We start from the raw sequence: 18,369 nt of genomic DNA, 5'->3' as shown, positions 1-18,369 counted from the left end.
ATGTTAGCTATATACCAGCTGTACTAGCTAAGTGTCTTACTGTTACTTCACTATTTCATCCTGTACATGTTCTTTACAGAAGTTCTCAACAGCTTGCAGTTCATCCTCTTCAAGTTCAAGATCAATGTAATGATTCGTTACTTTTTCAATTAATTCATACTTCAGCAGTCCTGTCTTTTCTTCGTCTACTAAATAAAGACAACGGATATACAGTCCGTTTTCAGTGTATAGCTCGTCGTCCTCCTCTACCTCTACATCAATGATAAATTCATAACGCTGTCCAGTCAAAATACCAAAAGCATCTTTAATCTGATCTACGGTGTACGCTGTAAAGTTCAACATGTTTTTATTCCCTCCGGGTTTCCTTCAATTACGGTGCATTCTACGCCTGCAGGCAGTAGTTGTTCAACTTGTATACGTACTTCTTGACGACTCAAATCCTGGCCCATGATGGATATCCAGCCCCGATCATTGCGCGAACGAATTAAACGCCCTATGCCTTGTCTGAGTCTAAGTGCCATGTGAGGCATATCTATCTGAATAAACGGATCTGCTGCATCCTTGCGCAGAGCCGTAAAAACCGGATCATTCGGAGGAAATGGCAGTGACCAGATAATAACGTGCGACAGAGAAGGTCCAGGAATATCCAATCCTTCCCATAATGTGACAGCGCACAACACACTTTCCTCATCATTCTGAAAAGCTGAGATCAGATGGCTGATTTCAGCCGAACCTTCGTACAGAAAACGATAGGCAGACGCCTCCGGGTAAGCAACGAGACCCGTCTGGAATGCAGCCAATTCCTCCTGTGAAGGAAACAGGATAAGCGCTCTTCCCTGCGATTTCTCCAGCAGTGCCAGCGCTCTCTGGATTGGATCATCCCCCGCTTGCAACGGGTACAGTGCAGCTTGCATCTGATCGCTGTAGTCATAAGGTGAAGCAACAGAGAACGTTAGCGGATTTTCAATACCGAGACTCTGCGCCATATAGTCAAAAGAGCTTTCTACGGAAAGCGTAGCTGAAGAGAATACGATCGGTATATGCTGCGCAAATACTCGCTCTTTGAGAATCTCTTTTACCATCTTCGGCATAACCACAAGCGTTAATCCATCCTGATCCTCCATCACCCACGAAATGAGAAGTTCAGGACGCTTAAACAAAGCCAACGCGGTTTGAATCATTTCCAAATGTTCTTCCACAATTTTGACTTGATACTCATCCAAAGAGAATAGTCCGCTTTCAAATACAAGCTCTTCCTCGATCATGCCGATCAGTTCTCCAAAGCGGTTTACCTCTCGAGTCAGTGACTCATTCAGGATGAACTCCTTGCGATTAGAACCCTGGACAGGCTGACTGTTCTTATCTAGTGCAGCGAACAAAGCCTCACTTTGGGAGATTGCATCTTCAATCGTCATTGCCAGAGATTCTCGCACTTCTCCCTCCAGCAGTCGGGTAATTATAGACTCAAACTGAGCGTGCTTAAGCTTGTAAGTAAGCGCATTTTGTGCCGCTGTCTCCAGTAAATGCCCTTCGTCAAAAACAACAGAGCTGTGCTCCGGCAGCAACGGCAACTGACCCTCGCGCTTTCTCGCTTCGTAGGTCCATACATGCTCCATATAAAAATCATGAGAGCAGATGACCAGATCTGCCGCTTTGCGATAATGATCACGAGACAACGTCTGACCACAACGATGCCGCTGATGGCAAACGAGACAGTCTTGAAATACATCCCATCCGAGTCTGCTCCATTGTCCATCTGTTAGCTCAGGATATTCCTTTCGGTTCCCGTAAGGAGTGAAGGACTGTAACGTATCTGGAAAATGAACAAAATCCGGTAGATCCTGATAGATATCACGGAAAACATCTGCGTCCTCATCCAGTCCGCTTCGCACCTCATCCAGCTTATTCAGGCAAATATACTGATCTGGCGACTTCCCCAATCTGGCATCAATCGTCAGACTCAAATGCTGTGCCAGCTTGGCGATATCCCCTTCCGGCTTTACCAATTGTTCAATTAACGATTCATCTGCACAGGCGATAATCGCCGGTTTTCTCATGTATCGGGCATATGCAATAGCGTACAGCAGGTATACCAGCGTTTTACCAGTACCCACACCTGCTTCTGCAAAAATGGTCTTTTTTTCCTTATAGGCACGTTCTAGCTGGAATGCCATATAAATTTGTTCATCCCGAACCTCAAAGCCGACTTCAGGCAAAACTTCATAAAATACATCCGCAATCCAGTCACTTGCCTGCTCAATAAACGGCTTGGACGGATCAAAGGCAAAAGGGTAAGTAGTCAATCGGGCTGTGCCTCCAATTCGTTCATAATGTGCATCCTTTCATTATAACGCAAAACAAGCTAAAAAGAACATGAAAACTGTAAGAGCAGCTTATATTTTTTTTATGTCGGTATAAGATTCCCTTTAAAATAAAGGGGCATACTTTCGTCTCGGTGAGATGCTACGTTATATTAATATTTCATAAAGAAAGCTACATAGACATCTACGATGGAAATTTTTTGAGAAATGTCTGTTTTTTCCGTAATAGTAAATGAAGAAAATTATCATGACAAAATAAAAGAAACCAGCTAATGTATTACAAGCATTAGCTGGTTTCTTGTTGATTGATGAATATGCATTAAGCAGAAGCTCGTTCTCCTTAACTCATGTTTAAGATTCGCCAATTAGATCCAATTTTCCCCACGCTTATTAATACATGGTTTTGTTCTTCTCCATCTATATAAAGCTTAACTTCAAGCACCCTTATTTCTTGTATATTCATAGTCTGCTCTATAACATTTTTGTTCTTTTCACTATGACTCGATATTATTTGAGGCTTAGAGTACGTGCTACTCACCTTCATTTCCTTGATTTTCTTTAGGTCCATAGCAGCATTCGCTTCTCCCATAACGATACGTTTGCCCACCATATCCGGATTTGAGTTTAGGAACAGTAACATATAAAATTTCTCCCAATACTGTTCATATTCGATAAAGCTTTTTAAAAAGTTATGGCTTTCAAAGGAAGGAATGGGAGCACCTGCTTGAAGCTCATAGGTATGGAGCAAATTGAAATGATTATCTACTGTATTCGCACGATACTTTTCCACAATAGGAAAACATTTTAACGCACTGTCGAAGTTATGATCATTTACAGCTTCAAAAAAGGCTTCTACCACCAATTCGGGCGTGGAAAATTGCGCCTCAGTGGGTTGTGGCAGATCTGCCTGCAAGTTCTCCAAATAAGTGCTTCCAGGCTGCTCTTTTCTAGCATCTTCAGAGCTGATCTCTCCAGAATGTCCTTTATTCGTACAACCCGCAACCACTACGAACAGCAGCAGGACTACAACTGAACAAAATATCCATTTTCGTTGTCGCATGAATTCATGTTCCCCCATTATTTTGAAAATCAAAGACTACTAAGCTTTCCTTAATAATCGGTGATCTCCTCCGTACTTACAGAAAAGACGATTGCTGATTGTATCGCTGCAACTCTTTTTTATGTACAACAAAGGTATTGGTACAAAGATCGTGGACTCCCTGTTTCTTCGCAGTAAAAGCGACCACAATATATATAAGACGTAAAATCACAAAAGAAACGGCTTTAATCCAATAACGTCCTGAGGCATGCAAGAATCCAAGACGCTTTCCTTCCTTGTCTACAACAATTAAAGAGAACACAAGCTTACCCGGTGTTGCTCTTACCTTCGATGATTCCCATAACACACAGTAAAGCCATGGTACTACGAGCCATAAGATCAGCGGCCAAACCATAAGCAGCACTTGTATGAAACCCGTCTCCTTTATACCCAGAAGATCTGGGATAATGTTAATTGCTCCCCCTACTAAAAGGACTATGCCAGTAAGGATGATCAAATCAATCAAAAACGCGGCTGTTCTTATCCAGAATCCTCCGTACATCCGTCTTTCAGTATCACTTGTTCCTGTCATGATATGTATAACTCCTTTTGAAACGATATTTAAAATCCAGTTTATTCCTTTACACAAGATGATATCATACGGTTACCTACCTATATTGTCAATTTACGAATAAATACTCTTAAACAAGTAAAAGGACCTATTTCCATGCATTAAAATGAAAATTTTTAGGAATTAAGATCTTATATACAATGATTTTTCTTTGATTGGGTACAAAATAAGCGCAGCTACAATCTCTTCCCCCTCTATAAGTAGTACTTTGGCATCGAATTAAATAAAGTCTTTTTTTGTGCATAAAAAAACAGCGTATATGTAAATGAGATTACATACACGCTGCCTCACTATTACTCTGTGGATTTGACAAGCAACAGCTCAGCTCGAATGAGCTTGTTCCGGATCATCTTACTCACTATACATCTTACTCACTATATTTTTTTGCATTCAACACTAAACAAACCTTCTTCACCGCGCAGCTTTGCCAATGCCTCGACAAAGAAATAATCGCCATAGATAATGGGAACGTTGATGTATTTTTGCTCAGGATAATGTACGGTCCCGTTCATCAGCAATCCCTCATGCTCCTCATCCCACGCCGTACACGTATGATGCAAGCCCTTGAGAATAGATTCTGCAGCTTCTGTAAAATGCTCCGCACGTGTCGAATATTTTGCCAGCTCTAGCAAACCACTGGCTGCAATCGCCGCAGCCGATGAATCCCATGCCCCTCGGTGCTCTTCTTCTGCTCTAAAATCCCACACAGGCAGGCAAGCATCGCCCAGTTGGGACAGGAAAAAATCAGCCGTGTTCTCGGCCACCTTCAAATAACGCGAATCGCGCGTGTACCCATACGAAAGCGTAAAACCATACAATGCCCAAGCCGTGCCACGTGCCCAAGCAGAACCGGGAGCAAATCCCTGTCCACCATGCTCGGCGACCTTTTTTCCAATCTCCGGATCGAATTCGACCACATGTGCGATAGAACCGTCCGAGCGGACAAATTCACGTGCTATGGTATCTGCATGCTGCACAGCGAGAGCGGCAAAACGCGGATCTCCGCTTTCCTCCGAAGCCCAATAAAGCAAGGGTAGATTCATCATACTATCTATAATCGCAACGCCCCGTGTATCCATGTCCTTCGAGGGGAAGTTCCATGCGCGAATAAAACGGCCATTCACGTTAAAACGGGCAGCCAGCAGATTGGCAGCCAACACCCCGCGTCTTCTGGACTCTGAATCTCCGGTCAGCCGATGGGCGGCTACACCGCTGAGCAGCCAAATAAAGCCAAGATCATGGTCTACAGCTTCGCTATTATAGAGTATTTTTTCCAAACGACCCTCGCACCGCTGTGCAATCCCGGCAGCCACACTGTCAGGACGCGCCCGATTGGTCAGCCACAGTAGCCCCGGATAAAAGCCTGCTGTCCACCACGCTTCTTCACGATTATCATAACGTCCACCCTCAGCAACATGTGGAAAAGCGTCCCCCAGTCTTGCCGCTAAGGCAAGGGTCTTATCCAAAGCCAGCTCCCACGATTGCTCCAGCCACGCTTCTGCTTTCGTCATTTCTTTTCCCTCTCCTTTTTCCACATGTTAAACCATATTCATGGCTCCAGCTCTAACTATTCAGGTAACCGAATGATAAAGGAAATGCGGTTGCCTTCATATTCCAGACGCGCTCCCTTAAGTAAACCATTCCGACAGGCTACTGAAGCTAATTCTTCCGGCCATACCACGTTCGTTCCTTCCGTCGTCGGGATAACTTCGAGGCTTGCGCCTGCGTATTCTACTCGAATGCTTTCCGTTTCTTTCCCGGCTGACATGACATGATGAATTACGCTGCGCTCCCGACCGTCATACGCCATTAAGGGAATAAGTGCCCCTACATTCTGAATATTGCCTTGAATCTCATACGCCACTTCAATTTTGCCAGGTACCTGACGATAATGCGTTCGGATTTCCCTCACTCCCGGGAAGGGACCTTCCCACAGGAGAGTAAAATCCGTTGCTCCGTTAGACGCTGAGCTTTGTTCCAGCTGTACGGTTCCTCCGCCATCCTGCGGGTCAATCCCTCCATCCCGATCGAACTCCAACGTACCGGGAATACCTTCCGACAAGCTGTGCCACTTTCCGTCCTCCGTTTGCCAGGCCGGGGTATAGCTCAGCGGGAAAATATCTCCCTCCGCGAAGCCTGTAAAGCCGCGGTCTGCATGACCTGCTGAGGACGGACCGATCAGCGACGGCAGCGCAGACTGCTGAATACGCACGATGCCCGGAACATTATACGGGTCGTTGACCGATGTTTGCACAAGCATTTGCTGCCCCTCTACGGCTGCAATGACAGTCTGGAACCAGCCATCCGTTGCCAACACCCGGCTGCCGATTTCCGCCGGGATGAAGGTTGGAGAAATGCGATCCATCTCCTCCCCATATAGAAGGGTGTGGGCCAGCACAGCCGCCGTCCACAGACTGTAGCAGGTATGATTTGAATACACCTCAAAGCCATGCCGTGCCTCGGACGAATAATGGTTGCGGACGATATGCAGCTTGCCGTCATCGGTCTGCCAACGGCTAATTGCTTGCCAGCATAGATCTGCTGCCCGTCGGAACGCACCTGCAAGCCCATGCTCTCCTGCCGTAATAGCCTGCTGAGCATGTGTTGTAAAGACAAAGGCAGCAGCCGCTTCGTTCCACTGATGCTGCGCGCTTCTTCCACGCGGCGGAATTTCCCCGTGCGGGGATAGCGCCAGTAATGTGCTGAGCGCCCCCCTGCGAAGGTGGTCACGCAGTTCGAGTGCGCAGCTGCCATCATATCCATTCTCCAGCATCACGCCCAGATGGAAGCGTGTAACGATATCGTAGGCAAATGGGCTATTGGGCCGATCCAGCGGTCCATCCTGATACAGGCCCAAACCGGTAAAACGAGGCAAATGGTAGCTTCGGATATACTTCTCCATCCATTCCGAATCGGCTGCAATTCCTTCCGCTGCACGCAAAAACTCGCCGGAAATCATAATTGCATTCCAGTTGATCATCCGGTTCGGGTTTTTCATTTTGCTCATCGTAAAAATGTAGGTCTGCTCCGGCTGAATTCTGCTCAGTTGTTGCTTCCATGCCGTGGCTTGTTCTGGCAGCAAATTTTTAAGGAGCCGATACGCTCCCATCATCATAATTGGAAAAAAGTCTGGGTGGTGATCGGGCGCTTTTTCCTCCACTACACAAGCTATGCTATGCGTCAAGGCCGCAGCAGCAGATTCCAGTAAATCATGCCGGCCTTCTTTGACCAATACCGCCGCAGCGAACGCATAGGACGGGGTGGAGTAGTACCGTTCACTTTCAGAATGGAGGTCAATGATAGCTCCAGATTCATCCTGATGCAGGGCATATGCGCGAACCAGCTTTTCCAGCACGGCCAGCTTATGTTGGTGAGTCCATCCGTCATTCACTTGGTTCGGTGCGCTTTCCACCTGTTCTATAAATCTCTCCAGTTCCGTCTGCCAAGGGTACGCGCTGCCTGTCTGCAGCTTATTCATCCTGTCTGCCTCCCATTCAAAATGAAAATTAATGTATGGTAAAAAACAGATTGCAATCTACGCTTGCAGAACCGTTCCAGTGATTGGAGCCCAGCTGCAGCGATGTTTTATAAAACACAAAGGGAACTCCGTCATGATCTATGTGCTTCACAGCCTCCACCCCCGCCCGCAGCACGCTGGCATCATAATCTAGCCTGACGACCGCGCTCGTTCCCTTCCATTCCACGAAGTTTGCTCCCAGATTAGGCTGAATGCGGCTGATGAAAAGCTCCTCCACATCCCATGACTTCATGCTAACGCCAGACGTTTCAAACTCAAAATGATCTGTGACGGTAAGCCTTGCTCCCTTGCTTCCCTCCAGCACAGTCCATGTGAAGGAGCGGGTGAAGACTGCCAATTCTTCTACGGGATAAGCAGATGTCAAATCAAGCTTAAGTCTTGTGCCTGGCTGTACCTCCTCCTGCTCATCCAAAGCAATATCCAGTACAACCGCCTTTGCCTTTGCGCCCGATTGCTGCATAGTCCCATTGATGACAGGCACGGAGTGACCTCCGGAGGAGATATTGATAATCGACTCTCTTCCCGGTGAAAAATAGGCCTTCGTGTATAAGCCTGCTCCCAGATCACACAATAGATTTTCGCCACCACCATGAAGGATGAAGTGTCCAAGATCGTTATGATTGTGCGGTTCATTGTTATGCCCAGCCTTCGCTGAAAATGCAAGCATGATACCTGATTCACCCTTTTGGCTTCCATATCCACTATGGCTGGAACTGCGGCTGCGGCACATCAGCCAACCAAGTTGCGGCAAATAATTGGCAACGGTCTCACCGCTCCCAAATGCCAAAGGATTCGTCCAGACCAGATTACGCAATACATGAGCCCAGCGGCGACAGGGGTCTTCCAACAGACCAGGTACGCAGAAAGGGAGTGTAGATGGTCGTTCTTGCAATGAATTCAAATGAGAGATGAGTCCGGAAGGCAAACGTTCCGTTTCACTACTGTCCGAATAATTAGCAAAAATGCCATCCGACAGATGAACCCGCTCTGCAAAGGCTGCGATTTGCCTAATCTTTTCCGAGTTCAGAATATCCACTGCTCCTTCGGTAAACTCACGCAGCATATCGGCAAAATAAATGAAATAACCAAAGCCGTACACCCAGTATCCTACGCCTTCGGGGCATCCCCCGTCCTCACTGTAGCCTGCCAAAAAACAATCCAGTGCGCCCAGCATGCTCTCGATGGCTACCGCTCTGGAAAAGTCATCTTCTACCAGCAGCAATGCTGCAATTCCACAACCCGAAGCACATACTGCCGACCAGTTATGATCTGCGGTTTCCCATCCAAAATGACGAGGCTGCCAAAAAACGGGTTCCAGTACACGACGTTCGATCTCTTCGTGCACCTGAGCGACCACATGGCTAGCCAGTTGTTCTCCTAGCAGCAATAAAATTTCAACCAGCATTTGTGCTGTTTCGGACGTGAATAAATCCACCTGCTGCCAAGGCGGTGTTACTGTGTCCTCTTCATTGACATGTGCAGGAAGCGCCCAGGTGTACTCGCTGCATATGTCCAGCAGACCGCTTTCCACCGCTTTTATCTTTCGAGGCTCCGGCTTGACAACCGCTTCCAGCACTATAGCAACCAGTCGTCCACGCCGTCCAAAGTACACATCCTCATACGGTTTGCGCTCCCCTGTATTAGCAAATTCCCGAAACAGAGACAACGGCAGTTCAGGCCATGATGTTTCCCGATTATCTTTACAGGCACGCTCAATATCCTTCCAAAACTCGGCGTATATCGGCTCAGAGACAGTCGTCCGCAGCCTTTTTGTCCAATTACTCCTTAACCGTTGCCTTGCTGAATCCTGCATACTACCAGCCAGCGCCTTAACGAGCCGCGAAGCAGGCCAAGCCTCCCTCAGAAGACTCATTTGCCTTTCCTCCCCATGAGAAGCATTCGTTTCACCCTCTTTTTTGTTAACGCTTTCATTGTATCTAACAATCATCCTAAATTCAAAGGGGTAGAAAAACAATACCGCAAAACACAAAAGAACCTCCACGCCACGTTGCTGTAGTCATGGAAGTTCTTGTTCTACTCTTTTGCCAGACTGAGTCCAGATTGGCCTGGATTTATCGTTTCTAGACCTTTGGCTTTTCTGGTTTCCAGTTTTTAATTCCGTCATCCTCCAGAATACCCAGTGCTGCATCTGAGATATTAGGATCACGTAGCAAAGCGTCCTCGACTCTAAATTTAATATCGTCAGCATCTGCCAGCGTCATGCCCGGTGTAAGCTCAATCAACCCTTCCACGTGATAGTAGCGTCCTTCCTGCAAAATACGCATTTGATAAATATCCGTAACATGTGTGTCTGCTAGAATAATGGAAGCCACACGTTCTTCGATATCAGGAGGAGCAGATACACCGATCAAACCTACCATGTTGTCGTAACCGACCCGGAAAGCAACACCGACCATCAGACAACCGATGAGAATACTTGAAATACCGTCCAACAGTTTAAAATCGGTCAGCGATGTGACCACCACTGCTAGCAGGGCGAGTACTCCCCCCGTTGTTGCTACCAAATCTTCATAAAATACCAGACGGGTTGGCGGTGCAGCACGCCCCACGTGGCGGAACGCAGTGGTGAAAATGCTTAGCCCCTTCGCTTCTACTCTGGATTCATGCAGCACTTCTTTCATCGCTTTGCTCCATACAAATCCGTCCACCACTAGTGACAAAATCAGCACTACTACATTAATCCAAAATCCATGTGTAGATTCAGCCGGATGCTGAAGCAAATGAATGCCTTCCAATGCGGTTTCATAGGCCATGATCGTTACGACAATAACAGCAACCATACAGAACAGGTTAATCACCCGTCCAAAGCCGGTAGGAAAGCGTTTTGTCGGTTTTTTCTCTGCTAGTACACTGCCCGCGAACACAAACATTTGATTCACTGCATCCGCAATGGAATGCATCATCGTAGCAAACATAGAACCACTACCTGTCAAGGCAAAAGCAATCCCCTTAATCAAGGCAATGCCAGTATTACCTAACGCCGCCGAGCCCGAAGATTTGTTTCCTTTTTTGACCATACTCCAAAAGGAGTCCTCTTTCTGTTTCACTTCCATCTTGTAGCTCCTCCTGAGGTATACATAATCTGTTATATCATCGTTTGTTATGTATTATTTTTAACCCGTCCATATTCTACCTAACCAGCTGAGGAGAATCAATACAAACGATAATATTTTCCATGGAAAAGGAATGCCCCATGTCACCCTACGACATGAAGCATTCCCGTTACAGCCTTCTATCAGACATACCCTCAAGTTAACAACACAGATAATCTACATGCGCTGGCGATCAACATAAGTGCCTGTTTACCAGCTTGATTTCGTAATGCCTGGAATTTGGCCTTGATGTGCCAACTCGCGGAACGCTATACGAGACAGCTTGAATTTGCGCAAGTATCCTCTGGGTCTTCCTGTCAGCTCACAACGGCTTTTCAGGCGTGTTGGAGATGAGTCACGCGGAAGCTTTTGCAAAGCTTCGTAGTCCCCTTTTGCTTTCAATTCACGTCTCAGGTCCGCATATTTAGCTACAATTTCCTGGCGTTTCTTCTCTTTTACGACTTTTGACTTCTTGGCCATGTAAAGCTCCTCCTTGTGTTATATGCCAATCATGAAGGTTCACCATCACTACCACGAGATTGATGAACACGGATATGAACATGATTTCACACCATAAATAGTAATAATTACGATTACTATTTAATATAACGCTGCTCCAAGCGTGTTGTCAACCCAAGCGGTTTGAATCACAACAACATTAAAAAGCCGTTGAAACAGTAGACCCCTTTCACTCTTGTGATCGGTCTGCCGTTTCAACGGCTTTAAAATTTGTTGACTAGCTCTGTTCATTCAGCCAAATGGCAAGCTACCCAGTGATCTGGACGTGCCTCACGATAGAGTGGAATCTCTTTAGAACAACGCCCGATGGCAAAGGGGCAGCGAGTATGGAATTTGCAGCCCGAAGGCGGATTAACCGGACTAGGAATATCCCCCTTGAGCAAAATTCGTTCTCTTTTCAACTTCGGCACCGGAATAGGCACAGCCGACAGCAACGCCTTCGTATACGGATGCAGCGGATTGCCGAATAACTCGTCACGCGAAGCTGTTTCGACCATAGAGCCTAGATACATCACGCCAATACGGGAACACAAATGTTCCACCACGCTCAAATCATGCGAGATGAACAAATATGTCAAACCCCGTTCGGCCTGCAATTTGGCGAATAGGTTAATAATCTGCGCCTGTATGGACACATCCAGCGCTGATACCGGCTCATCAGCGATAATTAGATCCGGCTGAAGCGCCAACGCTCGGGCAATGCCGATCCGTTGACGTTGACCTCCCGAAAATTCATGGGGGAAACGGTCGATATGATATTCGGACAATCCACATAGCTTGAGCACGTCCAGCACAATCTGCCGGACCTCCTCTTTGGTAGCTATACCGTGATCCAGTAGCGCCTCACCAATGGCATCACCAATCCGTACACGGGGATTCAGCGAGCTATACGGGTCTTGAAAGATCAGCTGAATTTTAGGACGAAGCTCCTGCATCGCTTTGGCAGACAAGCTGTGCAGATCCACCCCTTTGTATTTTACGGTACCGTCCGTTTTATCCGTCAATCTAACAATCGTGCGGCCCACCGTGCTTTTACCGCTCCCCGATTCCCCTACCAACCCGAAGGTTTCACCCTGACGGATTGTAAAGCTGATATCGTCTACCGCCCGCACATGTCCTGAAGTACGGTTCATAAACCCGGACTTCACGGGAAAGTATGTTTTTAAGCGGTCTATTTCCAACAATGGCTCAGCCATGAACAACCGCCTCCTCATATAGCCAGCAGGATGCTTTCTGCTGAGCTGAAACTTCTTTTAATGTAGGCTCTTTTATACGGCAAATGTCCATGCAATACCCACAGCGGTCGTGAAAATAACAGGAAGTCGTCAGCTCCAGCGGATTAGGTACCTGCCCGGGGATGGAATACAGTTCCTCTTGGCGCTGATTAAGCACCGGTTTGGACTTTAGTAACCCCTGTGTATAAGGATGCTTGGGATGATTGAACAGCTGTACCACCTCGCCTTCCTCGACGATCTTGCCTGCATACATCACTATGACGTAATCAGCCATTTCGGCGACAACACCCAGATCATGAGTGATTAGCATGAGCGACATATTGGATTGGGCTTTAAATTCACGCAGCATATCGAGAATCTGCGCCTGAATCGTTACATCCAGCGCCGTGGTTGGCTCATCCGCGATAAGCAGCTTGGGACTGCAAGAAACAGCAATGGCAATCATAATGCGCTGCAGCATTCCTCCGCTCAGTTCATGCGGATAGCTTTTTAAAATCTGCTCCGGCCGGGATATACCGACCTGTTCGATCAGCTCCAGTGCTCGCTTACGAGCTTCCTTACGGCCTATTTTCAAATGCTCAATCAGTGGTTCGGATAGCTGTTCACCAATGGTCATGACTGGATTCAATGAAGACATCGGCTCCTGAAAGATCATGGATATTTCATGCCCGCGAATCGTGCGCATCTCATTTCTGCTAAGCTCTAGCAGATCGGTTTCCTCAAAACGGATGCTTCCGCCTGCCACTTTACCACCAGGACTCTGGATGAGACCCATGATCGACATCGCGGTAATACTTTTGCCGCAGCCCGATTCACCGACAATGCATACCGTTTCCCCCGGCTTCACACGGAAGCTGATATCATCCACCGCTTTAACCGTTCCTTCTTCTGTATAAAAATGAGTGCTTAAATGTTCAATGGAAAGTAAATTGTCCATGGTGTATGATCACCTACCTCTTATGTTTCGGGTCAAGTACATCCCGCAGCCCGTCACCAAAAATATTAATAGCGATGACTGTAGCAAAAATAGACAGTCCTGGCGGTATCCACAACCACGGTCGTTGCTGAAAATCCAGCACATTGTTAGCGGCATCAATCATATTGCCCCAAGTTGGTGTCGTGGGTAGCACGCCAAGGCCAAAGAAGCTGAGTACAGATTCACTCAAGATAGCTCCGCCAATATTCAATGTAGCGATAACGATCAACAACGGTAAAATATTCGGCAGCAGATGCTTGAACAGCTTTCGACGATTCGAGAGTCCCAGTACCGTCGCGGCTTGCATAAATTCACGTTCCCGCAAACTAAGCATCTGGCCCCTCACCATCCGTGCAATCCCCGGCCAGTTGACCAGACTAAGCATCAGCATGACAATATACATCCGTTGATCGGGTGGAACCTTCCAATCAGATAGCAGCGCGCCCATAATAAATAGCAGGGGCAAACTGGGAATTGTCAGCAGCAAATCAGCAACGCGCATAATAATCTGATCTGCAATCCCGCGAAAATATGCGGATATGACCCCCAGCGTAGCCCCCAAAAAGACTGACAATACCATGGAAGCCAAACCCACGGTAAGAGAAATTTGACCTGCCTGCATCACACGTGTCAGCACATCCCGTCCCAGCTTGTCTGTTCCTAACCAGTGATGGATATTTGGCGCCTTGTTCATCATTAATATATTTGTTTTATTATCGGAATAAGGAGAAAATAGCGGGCCGATAAAACAGAGCAAAAACATAAATACCACGACGAGCAGACCAGCCATAGCAAGCTTGTTTCTGAACAGCTGCCGGAGCGCTTGCTGCCACATTGAAGATTTAACAGTTGCTTGCAGTCTGCCGTTGCTCTTGCTCAAATTACTGCTCACGGATGACATTCCTTAGCCCCCTTCTTACACTTTCACACGCGGGTCCGCGATGCGATACAAAATATCGGACAACAGTGTCCCGATCACGCTCAATATGGCAATTAGCATCGTAAAGCCCATAAGTAGCGGATAATCCCGGAGCGAAAAGGATTGCATGTACAACTGACCGATCCCCGGCCAATTAAAAATCTTTTCAATAATCAGGGACCCGCCAAACAGCGCAGGTAATTCGAAGCCAACGAGCGTAATGGCAGGCAGTAATGCATTTCTCAATGCGTGCGTAAAAAGTACCTTTCTTTCCTTTAAGCCCTTTGCACGGGCTGTGCGTATATAATCCTGCTGGATCACGTCGATCATATTGCTACGGAAGTAGCGGGTCAACGACCCCAGTCCCAGCAGCGTCATAACGATCACTGGCAAGGTCATATGCTGGAGAACCTCCTTCACATACTCCATACCTGTAGCGTTACTGCCCGTATTGAGCATGCCACCGGGTGGCAACCACTTCAGGTCAACCGCTGCGATTTTAATCAGATACAGTCCGATAAAAAAAGAGGGCACAGACATGGCAGCGAAAATCATTACCATTACCAAAGTATCAAACCATGAATACTGCTTATAAGCAGCAACCACACCAATAATGACCGCGATAAACCAGGTCAGGAAGGTCGATATAACGGCCAGCAAAAACGAGTTCCAGATATATTCATTAAATAAGGTCAGCACCGGCTTCTGCTGGGCAAGCGAATAGCCAAAATTGCCATGCAGCGCATTGCCTAGCCAATTTCCATAGCGTTCAAGAATAGGCTTATTTAGGCCGTAAATTTCCCTCAGCTCCGCCTTTCTCTCTGGCGACAGCTTCAGATTGCCGCTAATGAAATCTCCCGGTGTCATGGCATACAGGAAAAAAATCATCATCGATGCGGCCAACAAAATAATAACCATATACGTCAGTCTTTTCGTTAAAAACGAGCTCATGACAGACTCCTTTCAATTCAAGGTCAGGCTACTCATTACGTTTCCCCCATTTGGGAGGCCCCTTGATCCGAACCTGATGTTCTTCACAAGGGGCCCGCAAATGTGGCTTATTTAAGGGACCATTCGAACAGATTACCAGACAAGCCAATGAACGGACTGACCTTTACATGTTCCATCCGACCATTGTAGGCATACACCGTCTTCTTATAGTTGGTAAAAATAACGGGCAGTTCATCGTTTAGCAGCACATATAATTCTTTATATATTTTCTTGCGTTCTTCCATATTCGTCGTAGACAAGCCTTTTTCATATAGCTCTTTTACCTTTGGATTGTTATATCCCTTGACTTCTCCATTAACGAATTGCTCGATTCCATCCGATGGATCTGTCAGCATGCCTGTCGAGAAGGCGGCGAGATCATAATCTTTACCTTCTACTTTGGCTACCATTGCATTAAAGTCTGCAAAGATTTCCGGCTGAAGGTCAACACCAATCGCTTTGTAATTTTCAGCCGCAAGCGCAATAAAGGTGTCTGTTTCTGGACGTTTAGAGGTCAGCAGGTGAATGGTCAGCTTCTGTCCGTTTTTCTCACGGATACCGTCACTACCTTCCACCCAACCCGCTTCATCCAGCAACTTTTTCGCTTGCTCCGGGTCGTAGTTGTATGGATTGATTCCTTCGGTCGTGTAAGACCAGAATATTGGGGAAGCTGGAATGTTTGCGACTGCCCCTGCTCCCTGAGCTGCGTCGACATAAATACTTTTCCGATCTAGTCCATAGGTCAATGCTTGACGAACCTTTTTATCCTTAAGCTTTTCATTTTCTAGATTTACTTGCAAATATCCGTAAGTGCTAGGGGTATACGGCAAAATGTTTAAAAAGCCAAGCCCTTTCAGTTTGTCAATATTTTCCTGAGTTGCGGTGAAGGATGCAAAGTCGGTATCGCCCGTTTCAATAAACTGCCAAGCATCGCCTTCTGCTGTTTTGTAAATGAAATGCTGTGTTTTCGGCTTGCCTTTGAAAAAGTGATCATTCGCCTCCAGACGAACTTCTTGCCCCGGAATAAATTTTTCCAGCTTATAAGCCCCATTCCCCAGAGGACTACTATGTAGATTCTTAAAATAATCCAGCTGTCCAAACTTATAATCCTTGCCGTAGTAGGCTTTGGACAGTACATATTCACCCAGAATCGGCAGAGCCAACGCGTTAGGTTTTTCCAACGTCGCAGAAATGGTCTGCGCATCAATTACCTTGATTCCTGCAATTTGTTTTGCCTTGCCTTCCGTATAGGCGTTGCCGCCTTTAATGTTCAGCTTTCGGATTTGACTGTCGCCAGGATAGGCTTTGTCATAGATCAACGTCCAAGTAAAAGCGACATCTTCTGCTGTCAAAGGGGAGCCATCACTGAATTTAGTACCGGGAACCAGATGAAATGTATACGTTAGATTATCTTTAGAAATATCCCAGCTCTTAGCCAGATTGGGCAGCGGAAGCCCCTTCTCGTCTACTGTGACCAGCGGAGTCCACAATTGCGAAATCACGTTGCCGTCATAGCCGCTTTGGTTAAAATACGGAGTAAACACCCCGGCTGGGTCAGTCAGACCCACAATAATCGTGTCGCTTCTCTTTTTGGACACTTCCGGCAATTTGGACATATCAGAGGCCTTTACCAAACTTGTTAATGGCTGCGTTGTAGTAGCTGTCTGTGTGTCCCCATTATTTTGGGCAGTAGCATTGTTGGAGCTGTCCGGTCCACCGTTAGAGCAAGCCGCCAGCAAAATAGAGCTCGCCAGAAGTAGACTGCTAAGTAAAATAATACTCTTTTTCAACATAATCCCCCCGAGTTAAATTATTAAATTCCGATAGAACAAGTTGTGATTAAGAAGATAAACCTCATTATAGGAATTTATTGGGGTTCTGTAAAGGGAGAACTACATTTTTTATGTAAAAAAAAGACGTCAACTCATCTGGATTCCAAATGATCGACGTCTATTTGTTTAAAGTGTTAAAGTCTGACGGGTGCGTGCAGCCTAATTTCGCTCCATATAGCCAAAAATGCTCCGATGCATTTCATCCACAGCCGAAAGCCGTGCGCTATATCCGAGTAATGTTTCTCCATCAAAATGTGCATGAATGAAGCCGGAGGCCCGGAGCTTAAAAATATGGTCGTGCGTGATTCCCTTGGACAGCTTGAGATGACGGACAATCTCAATAAAGGTTCGTGGAGACTGGCTTTGATACAAATATTTTAAAATCCTAAGCCTGCTCTTCTCCCCCAAGCTTCGGATCATTCGATATTCCTGTGGGGATAAAAAATCGTCCTCCTGAACATAAATTCCTGCCGAGTAATGGCACAACAGGAGCGACCCAAATCGATAAATAATATTTATCGGCTGAAAATGGTATTGAGGCACCAGCAACACGCGCGTCAGTCCTTCGGAAGGCTCGAACAGGAAGCCATTAGTGGTACGATCCACCCACTCCATAGAGCTATATATGCCCTTCTCCTTATTTCTTCGTTCAGCTTCTTGTTCCAGACCGCTTAGAATACTTATATCCACATGGCGAAAATACTCTTCGTCCCAGCCAGATAGCAGTTGCAAAGCAAGTTTGCGAAGCTTCTCCATGTCGTCAGGCAGCGGGATTCCATAGGCTGATGCCTGTTCATTTAATTCCTGTACAGTCCGGTTCTCCAGACGGTCTACGACCTCTTCAACCTTCCCCTGATCAGAAAGCATACAGACGAGTCCATAAAAGATCTTCCAATCTGCATTGATTTCCATGGACTCCAGCAATTCGGACAAACCTGGAGACAGCGTTCCACGCACTTGCTCCGCCCACCCGGCTGATAAATCGGTCTTCTTGTACGCCTTGCGGCAAATAAAGGTGTGTAAGCTGCTGAGCAACTCAAACACCGGTCCATATGCTACATGTACATCGTAAGGAGCATTCACGTCATGACTCATCGCTTTCTGTCCTCTTTTCTTTCATGTCTGATGTCCATTATACATACTATCGTACACCCGTTCATTCTTAGTGTCCCTTTCTACGAGAGTTTAGCAAAACACAGATACAAATATGAACGTAATAAGCATCATAATCAAAGCGCAAAAAAAGCCTGATCTCA

15 protein-coding genes are annotated in these 18,369 nt (G+C 46.6%); all 15 read right to left on the bottom strand.

Going from position 1 to position 18,369, the window contains the following annotated elements; translation table 11 throughout:
* Positions 1–42 precede the first annotated feature (42 nt).
* Positions 43–342, bottom strand: coding sequence for a DUF6509 family protein (locus MHH57_RS10800; protein ID WP_029519139.1), 300 nt, complete (start codon positions 340–342; stop codon positions 43–45).
* On the bottom strand, positions 336–2,303 hold the full coding sequence (locus MHH57_RS10795; protein ID WP_029519138.1) for an ATP-dependent DNA helicase: 1,968 nt from the start codon (positions 2,301–2,303) through the stop codon (positions 336–338). Before MHH57_RS10795 ends, MHH57_RS10800 begins: the two co-directional genes overlap by 7 nt.
* Before the next feature lie 358 nt (positions 2,304–2,661).
* Complete coding sequence (locus MHH57_RS10790; RefSeq protein ID WP_341039307.1) at positions 2,662–3,414, bottom strand: hypothetical protein; 753 nt, start codon at positions 3,412–3,414, stop codon at positions 2,662–2,664.
* Between the two features lie 43 nt (positions 3,415–3,457).
* The gene (locus tag MHH57_RS10785; protein WP_029519136.1) at positions 3,458–3,952 is read right to left on the bottom strand and encodes an RDD family protein; all 495 of its coding nucleotides are present in this window, start codon (positions 3,950–3,952) and stop codon (positions 3,458–3,460) included.
* A 413-nt stretch (positions 3,953–4,365) separates the two neighbouring features.
* Positions 4,366–5,502, bottom strand: a complete 1,137-nt coding sequence (locus MHH57_RS10780; RefSeq protein ID WP_342435076.1) for a glycosyl hydrolase — start codon at positions 5,500–5,502, stop codon at positions 4,366–4,368.
* Between the two features lie 56 nt (positions 5,503–5,558).
* Positions 5,559–7,469: a hypothetical protein gene (locus tag MHH57_RS10775; RefSeq protein WP_029519134.1), complete on the bottom strand. Its 1,911-nt coding sequence runs from the start codon at positions 7,467–7,469 to the stop codon at positions 5,559–5,561.
* Between the two features lie 28 nt (positions 7,470–7,497).
* On the bottom strand, positions 7,498–9,402 hold the full coding sequence (locus MHH57_RS10770; RefSeq protein WP_029519133.1) for a heparinase II/III family protein: 1,905 nt from the start codon (positions 9,400–9,402) through the stop codon (positions 7,498–7,500).
* A gap of 208 nt (positions 9,403–9,610) precedes the next feature.
* On the bottom strand, positions 9,611–10,603 hold the full coding sequence (locus tag MHH57_RS10765; protein WP_029519132.1) for a cation diffusion facilitator family transporter: 993 nt from the start codon (positions 10,601–10,603) through the stop codon (positions 9,611–9,613).
* Positions 10,604–10,852: 249 nt separating this feature from the next.
* Positions 10,853–11,122 (bottom strand): 30S ribosomal protein S14, encoded by a 270-nt coding sequence (gene rpsN, locus MHH57_RS10760; protein ID WP_029519131.1) that lies wholly within the window; start codon positions 11,120–11,122, stop codon positions 10,853–10,855.
* Positions 11,123–11,388: 266 nt separating this feature from the next.
* A complete protein-coding gene (locus MHH57_RS10755; protein WP_069010207.1) occupies positions 11,389–12,357 on the bottom strand; it encodes an oligopeptide/dipeptide ABC transporter ATP-binding protein in 969 nt (322 codons plus the stop codon).
* A complete protein-coding gene (locus MHH57_RS10750) occupies positions 12,350–13,333 on the bottom strand; it encodes an ABC transporter ATP-binding protein (protein WP_069010208.1) in 984 nt (327 codons plus the stop codon). Before MHH57_RS10750 ends, MHH57_RS10755 begins: the two co-directional genes overlap by 8 nt.
* 13 nt (positions 13,334–13,346) lie before the next feature.
* Positions 13,347–14,273 (bottom strand): oligopeptide ABC transporter permease, encoded by a 927-nt coding sequence (gene opp4C, locus MHH57_RS10745; RefSeq protein WP_029519128.1) that lies wholly within the window; start codon positions 14,271–14,273, stop codon positions 13,347–13,349.
* Between the two features lie 15 nt (positions 14,274–14,288).
* Complete coding sequence (locus MHH57_RS10740; RefSeq protein WP_029519127.1) at positions 14,289–15,242, bottom strand: ABC transporter permease; 954 nt, start codon at positions 15,240–15,242, stop codon at positions 14,289–14,291.
* A 107-nt stretch (positions 15,243–15,349) separates the two neighbouring features.
* Positions 15,350–17,074, bottom strand: coding sequence for an ABC transporter substrate-binding protein (locus tag MHH57_RS10735; RefSeq protein ID WP_049817073.1), 1,725 nt, complete (start codon positions 17,072–17,074; stop codon positions 15,350–15,352).
* A 198-nt stretch (positions 17,075–17,272) separates the two neighbouring features.
* Positions 17,273–18,208: an ArsR family transcriptional regulator gene (locus tag MHH57_RS10730; protein ID WP_069010209.1), complete on the bottom strand. Its 936-nt coding sequence runs from the start codon at positions 18,206–18,208 to the stop codon at positions 17,273–17,275.
* Positions 18,209–18,369 lie beyond the last annotated feature (161 nt).

Origin of the sequence: Paenibacillus sp. FSL H7-0442, from assembly GCF_038593105.1 — a bacterium.
GTDB lineage: Bacteria > Bacillota > Bacilli > Paenibacillales > Paenibacillaceae > Paenibacillus > Paenibacillus polymyxa_D.
Note: the sequence above shows the minus strand (reverse complement) of the source record. Positions and strands in the feature narration are given on the sequence as shown.